Origin of the sequence: Hymenobacter defluvii (assembly GCF_017589435.1) — a bacterium.
GTDB lineage: Bacteria > Bacteroidota > Bacteroidia > Cytophagales > Hymenobacteraceae > Hymenobacter > Hymenobacter profundi.
In genome coordinates, this window is record NZ_JAGETX010000008.1 from 128,167 (window position 1) to 140,217 (window position 12,051).

Annotated in this window: 11 protein-coding genes; 4 read left to right on the forward strand and 7 right to left on the reverse strand. The window is 57.3% G+C overall.

Going from position 1 to position 12,051, the window contains the following annotated elements:
* Window positions 1–53: 53 nt before the first annotated feature.
* The gene (locus J4D97_RS14860; protein ID WP_208308225.1) at window positions 54–719 is read right to left on the reverse strand and encodes a uracil-DNA glycosylase; all 666 of its coding nucleotides are present in this window, start codon (window positions 717–719) and stop codon (window positions 54–56) included.
* Window positions 720–829: 110 nt separating this feature from the next.
* Between J4D97_RS14860 and apaG the strand changes: the two genes are divergently transcribed.
* Both apaG and J4D97_RS14870 read left to right on the forward strand, forming a co-directional pair.
* A complete protein-coding gene (gene apaG / locus J4D97_RS14865) occupies window positions 830–1,216 on the forward strand; it encodes a Co2+/Mg2+ efflux protein ApaG (protein WP_185280864.1) in 387 nt (128 codons plus the stop codon).
* An 82-nt stretch (window positions 1,217–1,298) separates the two neighbouring features.
* Complete coding sequence (locus J4D97_RS14870) at window positions 1,299–2,129, forward strand: O-methyltransferase (protein ID WP_243900331.1); 831 nt, start codon at window positions 1,299–1,301, stop codon at window positions 2,127–2,129.
* A 171-nt stretch (window positions 2,130–2,300) separates the two neighbouring features.
* On the opposite strand, the gene J4D97_RS14875 is transcribed toward J4D97_RS14870, so the two are convergent.
* Complete coding sequence (locus tag J4D97_RS14875; RefSeq protein WP_208308227.1) at window positions 2,301–3,629, reverse strand: replication-associated recombination protein A; 1,329 nt, start codon at window positions 3,627–3,629, stop codon at window positions 2,301–2,303.
* 37 nt (window positions 3,630–3,666) lie between these two features.
* Here J4D97_RS14875 and J4D97_RS14880 point away from each other — a divergent pair, with 37 nt between their 5' ends.
* Window positions 3,667–4,590 (forward strand): DMT family transporter, encoded by a 924-nt coding sequence (locus J4D97_RS14880; RefSeq protein WP_208308228.1) that lies wholly within the window; start codon window positions 3,667–3,669, stop codon window positions 4,588–4,590.
* A 114-nt stretch (window positions 4,591–4,704) separates the two neighbouring features.
* Here the strand turns inward: J4D97_RS14880 and J4D97_RS14885 are convergent, their stop codons facing one another.
* The 4 genes from J4D97_RS14885 to lpdA form a co-directional block, all read right to left on the reverse strand.
* The gene (locus tag J4D97_RS14885) at window positions 4,705–4,902 is read right to left on the reverse strand and encodes a GldL-related protein (RefSeq protein ID WP_185280868.1); all 198 of its coding nucleotides are present in this window, start codon (window positions 4,900–4,902) and stop codon (window positions 4,705–4,707) included.
* A gap of 19 nt (window positions 4,903–4,921) precedes the next feature.
* Window positions 4,922–5,332, reverse strand: coding sequence for a response regulator (locus tag J4D97_RS14890; RefSeq protein ID WP_185280869.1), 411 nt, complete (start codon window positions 5,330–5,332; stop codon window positions 4,922–4,924).
* 43 nt (window positions 5,333–5,375) lie between these two features.
* Window positions 5,376–8,405, reverse strand: a complete 3,030-nt coding sequence (locus J4D97_RS14895) for a PAS domain-containing protein (RefSeq protein ID WP_208308229.1) — start codon at window positions 8,403–8,405, stop codon at window positions 5,376–5,378.
* A gap of 190 nt (window positions 8,406–8,595) precedes the next feature.
* Complete coding sequence (gene lpdA, locus J4D97_RS14900) at window positions 8,596–9,990, reverse strand: dihydrolipoyl dehydrogenase (RefSeq protein ID WP_185280871.1); 1,395 nt, start codon at window positions 9,988–9,990, stop codon at window positions 8,596–8,598.
* Between the two features lie 232 nt (window positions 9,991–10,222).
* Here lpdA and J4D97_RS14905 point away from each other — a divergent pair, with 232 nt between their 5' ends.
* A complete protein-coding gene (locus J4D97_RS14905; RefSeq protein WP_208308230.1) occupies window positions 10,223–10,948 on the forward strand; it encodes a tetratricopeptide repeat protein in 726 nt (241 codons plus the stop codon).
* 12 nt (window positions 10,949–10,960) lie between these two features.
* Here J4D97_RS14905 and J4D97_RS14910 read toward each other — a convergent pair whose 3' ends face one another.
* Window positions 10,961–11,950: a CgeB family protein gene (locus tag J4D97_RS14910; RefSeq protein WP_185280873.1), complete on the reverse strand. Its 990-nt coding sequence runs from the start codon at window positions 11,948–11,950 to the stop codon at window positions 10,961–10,963.
* Window positions 11,951–12,051 lie beyond the last annotated feature (101 nt).

Sequence of the window (12,051 nt, forward strand, 5' to 3'; positions counted from 1 at the left end):
TTACGAAATCCGTTTAATCCTTAATATCCGAGCGAATCCGTGGTTCAGATAAGCTACCAGCTAATCGGCTGCTCGCCGTGCTGTTCTAGGTAGGCGTTAGTTTTGCTGAACGGGCGCGAGCCGAAAAAGCCGCGGTCGGCGGCGTAGGGCGAAGGATGCGCGGCCTTTAGCACCAAGTGCTTCTTCGCGTCGATGATTTCGCCTTTTTTCTGAGCGTAGGCGCCCCAGAGGATGAATACAACGTGTTCCTTTTGCTCCGATATTTTTTGGATAACGGCATCCGTGAACTGCTCCCAGCCCTTTTTTTGGTGCGAGCCGGGCGTGCTGGCTCGCACGGTTAGGGTAGCATTTAAGAGCAGCACGCCTTGCTCGGCCCAGCGGTCGAGGTTGCCATCGGGGGCGGGAGCGGTACCGGGAATATCGTCATACAGCTCCTTAAAAATATTTTGCAGCGAAGGGGGCGTGCGTACCCCGTGCGCCACCGAAAACGACAGGCCGTGCGCCTGACCTTTGCCGTGGTAGGGGTCTTGGCCCAGAATCACGACCTTCAGCTGATCGAACGGGCAGGCCTGAAACGCATGAAAAATCTGCGGGCCGGGCGGGTAAACGGCCGTGGTGGCGTACTCGCCACGCAAAAAGGTGGTCAGGTGCTGGAAGTAGGGTTTCTCGAATTCTTCGTGCAACACCTTGCGCCAACTCTCATCTATCTTTACATTCATGCGGAAATAGTTTATTTTGCGAAGTGGGTAAGCTCTAGATGATGCCAACTGCGTAGATAAACCAAATTCCGCAGACTAGCGTTAGTCCTATTCTACACAGCACAGCAGCCATGAATACTACCACTACGCAGGGAGTAACGGTGAGTGTTACGACCAACTACCTACCCGATTACTCAAGCCCCGGCCAAGAGCACTATGTGTTTGCCTATAAAATCGATATTCGGAACAACAGCGAGTACACGGTGAAGCTGTTGCGCCGCCACTGGCACATCTACGACGCCAACGGTGTAGTGCGCGAAGTGGAAGGCGACGGCGTGGTAGGCCAGCAACCTGTGCTGGAGCCTGGTGAGGCTCACCAGTACGTATCGGGCTGCAACCTGAAAACGGGTCTGGGCAAGATGCGCGGCACCTACCAGATGGAGCGCCTCGCCGATGGCCGCGAGTTCACTGTCGAAATTCCCGAATTCACCCTCATCGTGCCGTTCCGGCTGAATTAAAGCTCAGTTGCGAGCTATGAGTTACAGGTTGCCAGTATGCACTCACAACTCACAACTCACAACTCACAACTCACAATTTCTTTTGCTTCACCAAGCACTTAGTTACTTACGGTTTTTGGCCCGCTCGGGGAATGCACATGGGCTGCATTCCCCGTTTGTTTTTGGGTTGTATAATGATGTCATTCAACATACGGGTGCCTACCAGGCATTTGCCCCGATAGAAGAACGACGGCAGTTCTTGCGCGACAGCGAAGACCGTATCACGGTCACGGATTTTGGGGCTGGCTCGCATACGGGTGCGGGCCGGCAGCGCCGCCTGCGCGATGTGGCCCGCACGGCTGCCAAGCCGCCCGCGCTGGCGCAGTTGCTATTTCGGTTGGCGAACTGGCAGCAGCCGCGCACAGTGCTGGAACTGGGCACGTCGCTGGGGCTGACTACCGCCTACTTGGCCGCGGCCGATTCGCGTGCCCGCATTATCACGTTTGAGGGCTGCCCCGAAACCTCCCGCGTGGCCCGCGAAACCTTCGCGGCCTTGCACCTGCACAACGTGGAGCTGGTATCGGGCAACCTCGATGCGACCCTCACCCCTACCCTCCAACACCTGCAAGCCCCCCTCGACTTCGCCTTTTTCGACGGCAACCACCGCTACGAGCCTACCCTGCGCTACTTCGAGCAGTGCCTGGCCCACCGCACCGACCACAGCCTGTTTGTGCTCGATGATATTCATTGGTCGGCGGAGATGGAGCGCGCCTGGGCAGCCGTGCAGCAGCACCCCGCCGTATCGCTCACCATCGATTTATTTTATGTGGGCCTCGTCTTTTTCCGGCCCAATCAGCCCAAGCAACACTTCACCCTCCGCTTCGACCATCCGGTGGATAGGTTGCTGGAGCGGGCAGGGCGGTTGTCTGCGTGAGGAGATGTTGCGTTGTAAGTAGTGAGGGTTGAAAAAAGCGTTTGTCATCCTGAGTGGAGCGAAGGACCTTCTCACGCGTGGACGAGTCGTTGGTACGTCTTTCGTTCTGGCGTGAGAAGGTCCTTCGCTCCACTCAGGATGACAAACGCTTTTTCAACCCTCACTATTTACCTAATACCCATACTTCTCGCCCCATTGCTGGCGGAGCCGCTCGCGAATTTTGTGCTCGGCGGGGTTGTCGCCGGGGTGGTAGAAAGTGGTGCCGCTGAGTTGCTCGGGTAGGAACTCCTGGTACACGAAGTTGCCAGGGTAGTCGTGGGCGTATTGGTATTCCTGGCCGTAGCCGAGCTGCTTCATGAGCTTGGTAGGCGCGTTGCGTAGCGGAATAGGAATTGGTTGCACGCCCTGCTGGCGCACCAGTGCCCGTGCTTCGCGGATGGCCTTGTACGAGGCGTTGCTTTTGGGCGAGGTAGCAAGGTATACCACTGTCTGGCTCAGGATGATATCTGATTCGGGTAGGCCGATGACCGTGACAGCCTGGAAGCAGCTTTGGGCCAACAGCAGGGCATTGGGGTTGGCGTTTCCTACGTCTTCGGAAGCCAGGATGAGCAGGCGGCGGGCAATGAACTTCACGTCTTCGCCGCCTTCCAGCATCACGGCCAGGTAGTAGAGCGCCGCGTTGGGGTCGGAGCCACGGATGCTCTTAATGAAGGCCGAAATCACATCGTAGTGCATCTCACCGCCTTTGTCGTAGCGCGCGAGGTGCTGCTGGGCCAGCTGCTGCACCACGGCATCAGTAATGACGATTTCGCCGGTGACGGGCGCGGGCGAGGCCGCCTGTACCACAATTTCGAGCAGGTTGAGCAGCTTGCGCGCATCGCCGCCCGAGATGGTGAGCAGGGCATTGTATTCGTCTACCCGCACCTTTTTGCGTTTCAGTGCCTCATCTTCAGCCAAAGCGGTATCAACTAAACCAATGAGCACGTCTTTGTCCAAAGCCTCCAGCGTGTAGACTTGCGCCCGGCTCAGCAAGGCCGGAATCACCTCAAACGATGGATTTTCGGTGGTGGCGCCAATCAGCGTGACGGTGCCGTGCTCCACCGCGCCCAGCAACGCATCTTGCTGCGCCTTGCTAAAGCGGTGAATCTCATCAATAAACAACAGGGTGCCGGGCTGGCGCTTGGCACGCTCAATTACGTCGCGCACGTCTTTCACCCCCGCGTTGATGGCCGACAAGGCCGCAAACGGTCTACCTAGTTCCTGGGCCAGCAAGTGAGCCAGGGTAGTTTTGCCCACGCCGGGCGGCCCCCACAAAATGAGGGAGGGTAGGCGGCCGGCGTTGAGGTAGCGCCGCAGCACGCCCTCTGGCCCGATGAGGTGCTGCTGCCCGGCGTACTCGGCCAGCGTGCGCGGACGGCGGCGCTCCGGCAGGGGAGCATCGGGGCTCGTGGGGGTAGGGCGGGAAGGCGTTTCGGAATCGAAGAGGGAACCAGTAGACATGCTGCAAAGGTACGGAGGCTGCGTACCTTTGCCGGCCATGAAAAACCCCGTTTTGCTGCACGCCGCTCTGTTTCTGGTTGCGCTGATTTATGCGGCCAACTATAGCCTATCGAAAGACGTGATGCCGGTGTATGCCGGGCCGTTTGGGCTGGTAGTGTTGCGGACGCTGGGCGCGGCGCTGTTTTTTGGGGTACTGAGCCGCATAGTGAGCAAAGACCACATCACGGGCCGCGCCGATAACGTGCGCGCTATTTTAAGCGGGATTATCGGCATTGGAGCCAATCAGTTGCTGTTTTTCGGGGGCCTCAACCTGACCACGCCCATCAACGCCTCACTGGTGCAAACTGTGTCGCCGATTGTGGTGGTGCTGGCCTCGGCGGTGCTGCTGGGCGAGAAAATCCGGCCGATGCGCGTGGTGGGCATCCTGGTGGCCGGCATTGGCGCGGCGCTGATTGTGCTGGGGCGCGAGGTGCCCGGCGTGGCGCACGCCACCAATCCGGTGCTGGGCAATATTCTGATCTTGTGCAATGCCTCGGCCTTCGGCGTGTACCTGGTGATTGTGATGCCGCTCATGCGCAAGTACAACCCCTTCACGGTGCTGGCGCGCATCTTTCTGGTAGGAGCGTTGGCGGCCCTACCCTTCGGCTGGCGGCAGGCACTGGCCATCGACTTTGCCAGTCTGCCGGTGGTTATCTGGGCCGAGATTCTGTATATGGTCGTTTTCCTGACCATCGTGGCCTACTTGCTCAACAACTGGGCCTTGAAGTATGCCTCCCCTACCCTCACCGGCGTGTACCTCTATCTGCAACCCGTGCTGGCGGTACTCATTGCCGTGGCCCTAGGCAAAGACACCTTCACGGTGGAAAAAGCCCTGCAAGCCTCCCTCATTTTTGTAGGCGTATTCTTGGTGAGTAAGAAACCCAAGGCAACGCCCGTGCCCCTCACGCCCACCGCAGAGTAGAAAACGCTCTATTCTACTAATGACTCGGTTGAAAAGGTCTAGGCTGTGCTAACTACTCAAAAGCAGCCCCGGCTTTTCATAAAGGCACTACCAAAAGTAGCGTCATTATTCAGCCTACTCCTCCGGCTGCCTGCTCTTGGCAAACCGATAGACCAAGAGCATCCCGGCCACTGCCTGCACCGACAGCCCGGCGAGTATCAGCCAGCTGGCCGCTTGTGCGTGCTGTGTCTTCAGCAACGCGCCCAGCAAAACCAGGGCAATGCCCACCGCAAAAAACGAAAACAGACGGGGGTACGAAGGCAGTTGTTCCATCGCGCAGAAGTAGACGAATTTAATTGGGTAGGGTGCGCTGAAAATGCAGTTGCAGAATGGTAGCCAGCTTTTCCTGCGTGAGTGGCTTGCTGACCAGCCCGGCAATGGGCAAATCGTTGAGGCGGGCTAGGTCGCGGGCGTCCATGGTAGTCGTGAGCATGATCACCACGGTAGCGTGACGTTGCACGTCGGGCAGCCGCACGTAATTTTCCAGAAACTCGATGCCGTTCATGCCCGGCATGTTCACGTCCAGCAAAATCAGGTTGGGACCGTTCGATTCGTCGGGCTGTTGCAGCAGTTGCAGGGCCTCCGTACCGCTTTCGGCCACTAGCAGACGGTCAGTTATTTCCAGCTTCTTGAAAAGCAGCTCATTCAGAAAATTATTGGTTGCATCGTCGTCCACGAGCAAAACGCTGGCGAGCTTCTCCATTGAAAGTAGAAAGGGCGCCCCACAGGGCACAGTGAGCCGGTCGTTAGCCGGGTAAGTAAACCGTAAAGGTAGTACCTACGCCGGGCTGGCTCTCTACGGTAATCGTACCGCCAGCGTTTTCCACAATTTTCTTCACCATATAGAGCCCTACCCCCGAGCCCTCTACGTGGGAGTGCAGGCGCCGAAACATCCGGAACAGCTGCTCTTGCTGCGCTTGGGCCAGGCCCAAGCCATTGTCCCGCACAGTTAACACTATCTCCTCGTCTTTGCGTTGGCACCGAAGGTGCACCATGGCCGGCCGGTCGTAGGCGCGGTACTTTACGGCGTTGCTGAGCAGGTTGTACAGAATACTGCGCAGGTTTTTGGCCGAGAAATGCACAGTAGTGCAAGCATCCACATCGGCTGTGAATGTGGTGTTGGCGGCGGCCAGCAAGGGCTGCAAGTCGAGGTGCACGGCTTCTACCAGCGTCGGTAGGTCTACCAGCTCGGAACCAGCTTCATTGGGTTGAAGCTGCGACACATCGGTGAGGTGCACCAGCGTTTGCTGGAAGCGACTAACGGCGCCATCCATCATTTCCAGGAGCTGCGGCACCAAGTTGGCTTGCAGCGCTTCGACGGGCAGCTGCTCGCGCAGGGCTATCAGCAGGCCTTCGAGGTTGGCAATGGGGGCTTTCAAATCGTGTGAGGCCGTGTACACGAACGTATCCAGGTCGGTGTTGATGCGGGCGAGCCGCTGGTTGGTCTGGCCCAGCGTTTTGTTGGTCGTTTGCAGCTCGTTGTTCAGCTCCTGCACTTGCTGGCGGGCCAGCACCTGCTCGGTTACTTCTATCCCTACTGCTACTATCCCAGTGGTTTGCCGCTGGGCGTTGTAGAGTGGTTGAAAAACAAAATTGACGTAACTCGTTAGTACCTCTCTATTCTGCTGGCGGGGCAATTGCACGGGCGCTTCCGTAATCAAGAAAGGCTCCCCCGTTTGGAGCACGCCGGCCAGAATGTCCTCAAACCCCTGCCCGGCAGTTTCGGGCATGGCCTCAAAATAGGGCTGGCCTACCACCTCTGCCGGCGAGCGGCCCCAAATGTCGCCTACCGCAGAATTGGCCAGCTCTACCCGTAGCTCCGCACCACGCAGAATAGCAATAGCCATTGGGGCTTGTTCAAAAATACGCTGCAATTCAGCTTGTTGCGCATCACGCTGCTGACGAGCCAGCACTTGGCTGGTTACATCGTACGCAAACACGGAAATACCTACAGTCTGGCCGGCCTCGTAGTACGCTTGATAGGTGAAATTGAAATAAATCGTTTGAATTTCCTGGGTTTCCAGATCTTCAATGCTCAAGGGCACGGCATGCCCAAAGAAGGTTTCACCCGTTTGGTACACTTGGTCCAGCAACTCCACAAAACCCTGGGCTACGGCTTCGGGTTGCGTTTCGGCAATCGTACGACCGTGCATATTCCGACCTGGGAAAAGCTTTTGGTATGCTGAATTGAAGTATTCAAATCGATGCTCGGAACCGCGCAGCACGCAAATAACCGCTGGAGTTTGCTCAAAAATCTGATACAGATTTTCCCGCTCTCGCGCCCGTTGCTGGGCAGCAGCCAACATTTCAGCCTGTAGCGTATCCACCTGCTGGCGAGCCAGCACCCGGTCCGTAACGTCTAGAATAAAGGCCAGCACACCCTGCACACGATGCTGCGCGTCAAAAAGAGGCTGGTAAATAAAATCAATATACCGCTGCTCTGGCTGGCCGGTGGTAGGATCGTGGAGCGAGACAGCCGTTTCGGTGCCCGCAAAGGCCTCGCCCATAGCAAATACACCATCCAGCAGGTCGATAAAGCCTTGGTCTACCACCTCTGGCAGTACCTGGGCCACTGGCAGTCCTATCTGGGCCCTACCTGCGGAAAGTATCCGGTACTGGTCATTGAAGAAGGAATAACGGTGCTCCGGTCCGTTGAGCGTGGCAATGGCGGCGGGCACCTGACCCATAATCTGTTGCAGCAGACTTTGCTGCACTTGCAGCTGCTCGCGCTGGTGTTCGGCTTCGCGCAGTGCGACCTGCGCTTCCTGCGTGCGCCGGGTTACGCGGGCCTCCAGCTCTTCATTCAACAGCTGTAGTGCCTGTTGCGTGTGGTCCAGCGCGGCATTGGCGTTCAGGTATTCCTCGTTGGTGGCCCGCAACTCTTCGTTAATGGACGCCAGTTCCTCATTCAACTCCTGCACCCTCTGCCTAGCCAACACCTGCTCCGTGACATCAATGACAATGTCGATGATACCTAGTACTGTGCCGTCCGCGTTATATAGCGGCTGGTAAACGAAGTTGAAGTAACGCGTTTCAACCTGCCCGTTCTGCAATACATCAGCTGCTACCTCTGTGCCTACGAAGGGCGTGCGCGTGTCGGCTACCTGCCGAATTAGCTCCGCGAAGCCTTGGCCACGTAGTTCCGGCACGCCTTCTAGCAACGGGCGGCCCACCACCTCCGCCGGCGCATAGCCCCACATAGCGCATAGTTGGTCGTTGGCGGCTGCCACTGTACAGTCGTCGCCCTGAAACAAGCCGATAGCCACCGGCGACTGGGTTAAGATGGCGTGCAACAAGTTGCGCTCTGTTTTCAGAGACTCATACATTTTCTGTTCGTGCGCCTGGCTTACGCGCAGTGCCTCTTCCACGGCCGTGCGCGGGTGTTCGTTGGTGTCTGTGAAGCTGACCACCAGCAGCTCGCTGTGGCGCTGCGCCACCAACTGGAAGTAGCCATCAAGCCCATCGTGCTGGTACAACATCTGGTGCCGCTCTACCCTACCCGAGCGAAAAGCCGCGCAGTAAAAGGCAAATACCCCTGTGGGCTGCGCGTTGGGATATAGCGTTAAAAACGTTTCGGTTGGCTGCTCTGGCTGTTGGAGCAATTGCTGAGCGGCAGAATTGAGGCGCACGTACGCCAGATCCCGTATGGTTTCGCCATCGGCCGCCAACAGGGGGCGGAACAGGATAACACCCGTTAGCGAAATGTTCAACAGAACGTCTAACAGGCCTTCCGGCTCAGCAATAGGTAGAGGCAGCGAAACCGGGGGGGCGGGCATATCAAATTTATCAAGCAAACGAAAACTATCCCAAGATACAGCATTATAGTTCTGGGCAGGACACCTGCTAACGAGGAGCTTTTACCCCAACCAGCACGTACGATGGCTAGGGTACCTAAACATCAAAAGCCCCGGCGCGCACAACGGCGACCGGGGCTTTCTTTTGCTTGCAGAAGCGCGTTGGCGCAGCTTACAGGTGAATCACCTCGTCGTAAGCAGCAGCCGAAGCCTCCATAATGGCCTCGCTCATGGTGGGGTGCGGGTGCACCGACTTAATGATTTCGTGGCCCGTAGTTTCCAGCTTGCGGGCTACCACTACCTCGGCAATCATCTCGGTTACGTTGGCGCCAATCATGTGCGCGCCCAGCCACTCGCCGTACTTAGCATCGAAAATCACCTTCACAAACCCGTCTTTCACACCACCTGCCGAGGCTTTGCCGGAGGCCGAGAAGGGGAACTTGCCTACCTTGATGTCGAGGCCACGCTTGCGGGCTTCGGCTTCGGTAAGACCTACGGAGGCAATTTCGGGCTGGGCGTAGGTGCAGCCAGGAATGTTCTGGTAGTTGAGTGGCTCGGGGTGGTGCCCAGCAATCTTCTCCACGCAGATGATACCCTCAGCCGAGGCCACGTGCGCCAGCGCCGGACCGGGAATGATATCGCCAATGGCGTAGATACCGTCCACGTTGGTCTTGTAGTAGTCGTCCACGATGACGCGGCCGCGGTCGGTTTTGATACCCAACTCTTCTAAGCCGATGTTTTCGATGTTGGTGGCAATGCCTACTGCCGAGAGCACCACGTCGCAGTCAATTTGCTGCTCACCTTTGGCGGTTTTCACCGTCACTTTGCAGCCTTGTCCGCTGGTGTCTACCTTGGTTACTTCGGCTTCGGTGAGGACGTTGACGCCGATTTTCTTGAAGGATTTCTCCATCTGCTTCGACACTTCCTCGTCCTCTACCGGCACAATGCGAGGTAGGTACTCCACAATGGTCACCTCCGAGCCCATGGTGCGGTAGAAGTACGCAAACTCGACGCCGATGGCGCCCGAGCCTACCACTACCAGCTTCTTGGGCATCTGCTCCAGCGACATGGCTTTGCGGTAACCAATGATTTTCTTGTCGTCGATGGGCAGGTTGGGCAGTTGGCGTGAGCGGGCACCGGTGGCCAGAATGATGCTCTTGGCTTCTACCGTTTCCTTGCCGCCATCGGCTTTGGTTACCTCAATCTTACCGGGTGCCAGCAGCTTGCCGGTGCCCATAATCGTTTCGATTTTATTCTTTTTGAACAGGAAGTTGATGCCCTTGCTCATGCCATCGGCCACGCCGCGGCTACGCTTCACCACGGCCGTAAAATCCTGGCTCACCCCGGTAGCGCTCAAACCATAGTCGCTGGCGTGGTTGAGGTATTCAAATACCTGGGCGCTTTTCAGCAAGGCTTTGGTAGGGATACAGCCCCAGTTGAGGCAGATGCCGCCCAGCGACTCGCGCTCTACCACGCCTACTTTCAGTCCGAGCTGCGAGGCCCGAATGGCGGCTACGTAGCCCCCGGGGCCGCTGCCGATAACGACCAGGTCGTATTGCAATGCCATACTGTTGTGTTGCTAGATAAAATAGAAAGGAAAAGACCACCCGGCAACGATGCCGCCGGACAGGACAAAGATAGGCAGCCGGGCGCACTCGCCCCAACCGCCCTGGCACGGCCGACTACGGTGGCGTTGCGGGCATTTTTTTCGGCGAAGCGCAGCCGGTTGCCACGCCCGTCCGTACAAAAGCGCCGTACCTGCCGGTCATTGTAGCCGGTTTGTTTGCCCTTTGCTTATCATGAGAACAACGATACCAGCCTTTTTGATTTGTGGTGCTACGCTGCTGCTCACCACGCAGTGCGCCCGCACCACTGAGCCCGAAAACCCTACCTATACGCAGTCGGATGCTGCCCGCCGGGCCGTAGCCATGGAGGCTGCCACCCCAGACCTGGACACCATAGGCGCCGCTGCCACGGCTCCCGATGCCAGCCTGTCGGCAGCCGCTACGGCTCCCGTACCGGCCGCCCCAGACCTTAACGTTACCCCCGCCGATTACCGCACGGCCATCCACACGGCCGACGCGGGCCTGAAGCTTCACCCGCGCAACTTCGACCTGCTGTTGACCCGCGCCAAGGCCCAAACAAAGCTCGGTAACTACGCCGAAGCTCTACCCGACTATACTGCCGCCCTGCGCCTGAAGTCCGACGATGCCAATGCCTACCGCGGCCGGGGTATGGCCTACGCCGCGTTACAACAGTATTCCGCCGCTATTTCCGATTACTCCAAAGCGCTGAAATACAACCCCAACGACAAGGAGGCTTTCTTCAACAGGGGCAAAACGCGCATGCAGACCCTCAACTTCAAAGCCGCTATCAGCGACTTCACCCAGGCCATTGCCCTCGACTCTACCTACGCCGCCGCCTACGAAGCACGCGGTACCAGCTATTCATCCCTCAATCAACCCACTGAAGCCCGCGCCGACTTGGAAAAAGCGGCCACGTTGGCACCTCACGCTCGGCGCTAACTGTTAGGGTTTCTACCCTTCCAGCCCGCAGACTCGCAACATCTCCTGCATACGGTGCTGGTAGGTATGCTCGCGTAAAGTGCGGGCGTAGGCCTGTGTCGCAATCCGGGCGCGTTCTTCTGGCCGCGCCAGGTAGTGCGTGCATAGCTCAGGTAGCTCGGAGGCGTCATTATAGAGTATAATTTCTTCATCTGGCACGTATAAATCCCGGATTTCCTCTTTGGTATCACAGAGTTGAAACGCGCGGCAGCCGCTGGCTTCGAACAGGCGCGGGTTGACACCATACGACCAGCGCTGGTACCAAGTGTGCAGATTAAGCACGATGCGGGCTTGGTTGAAGAGCAACGCCATTTCCGTTGGCGTGAAGTAGCCGTGCCGCAAGAAATGTGGGCGAAGGGGTGAGTTCTTGGAAATTTTGCGCTTCCACGGCCCAATAATAGCTACCCGATGATGTTGAATTAGCTCCAGCACCACTTTCTCCCGGATGGGGTGGTGGTCTCCGGCAAAAACAATATCATACTGCTGCTCCGTGCCCTCCATGGGATGGTGTATAGCCGGATCAATACCCACGGGCAGGAAATGAGGTTCGCGAACATGGTAGTGGCGGTACACCGGCGCAGTGCCCCGACTGTTGGAGAAGAAAAAGTCGTAGAGGGATAAGGGTAGGTACTGCTGGGCCAGGTCGAAGGGGTCGTTTAACCACCAGCAGATTGTAAGCAGGCCCCGGCGCTTCAACTCACGTAGCGTGGCCGCGTCGTGAGTCTTGCCATAGATGGTAAAAAATACGTCAGGCTTGGTAGCTTCTACTACCTCCAGCAGTTGACGGTTTTTATAATCTAGAAACCCCTGAAACCGAATTTTCTCGCGCAGCCGCTCCACCTGATTGTCGCGCTCATGATTGAACACCACTACTTCATGTCCTAGCGCCAATAAGGCTTTTTCTACAAAACGCCCCATCGGGATAGTGCGCGTATGGCCAGGAATGGAAAGGAGAAATTTCATGGTTTACTCTTAAAGTTGTTTGTTACAGGAGTACGGAGGGGCATTCAGCAATAGGAAGTATTACTCACGCTGCGCACAAAATACGTGTAATCCGGTCGAAT

Bases quoted from the DNA above. Each gene is read 5' to 3' on its own strand.
- J4D97_RS14860 (WP_208308225.1), bottom strand. From the start codon at position 719: ATGAATGTAAAGATAGATGAGAGTTGGCGCAAGGTGTTGCACGAAGAA.
- apaG (WP_185280864.1), top strand. From the start codon at position 830: ATGAATACTACCACTACGCAGGGAGTAACGGTGAGTGTTACGACCAAC.
- J4D97_RS14875 (WP_208308227.1), bottom strand. From the start codon at position 3,629: ATGTCTACTGGTTCCCTCTTCGATTCCGAAACGCCTTCCCGCCCTACC.
- J4D97_RS14880 (WP_208308228.1), top strand. From the start codon at position 3,667: ATGAAAAACCCCGTTTTGCTGCACGCCGCTCTGTTTCTGGTTGCGCTG.
- J4D97_RS14885 (WP_185280868.1), bottom strand. From the start codon at position 4,902: ATGGAACAACTGCCTTCGTACCCCCGTCTGTTTTCGTTTTTTGCGGTG.
- J4D97_RS14890 (WP_185280869.1), bottom strand. From the start codon at position 5,332: ATGGAGAAGCTCGCCAGCGTTTTGCTCGTGGACGACGATGCAACCAAT.
- J4D97_RS14895 (WP_208308229.1), bottom strand. From the start codon at position 8,405: ATGCCCGCCCCCCCGGTTTCGCTGCCTCTACCTATTGCTGAGCCGGAA.
- lpdA (WP_185280871.1), bottom strand. From the start codon at position 9,990: ATGGCATTGCAATACGACCTGGTCGTTATCGGCAGCGGCCCCGGGGGC.
- J4D97_RS14905 (WP_208308230.1), top strand. From the start codon at position 10,223: ATGAGAACAACGATACCAGCCTTTTTGATTTGTGGTGCTACGCTGCTG.
- J4D97_RS14910 (WP_185280873.1), bottom strand. From the start codon at position 11,950: ATGAAATTTCTCCTTTCCATTCCTGGCCATACGCGCACTATCCCGATG.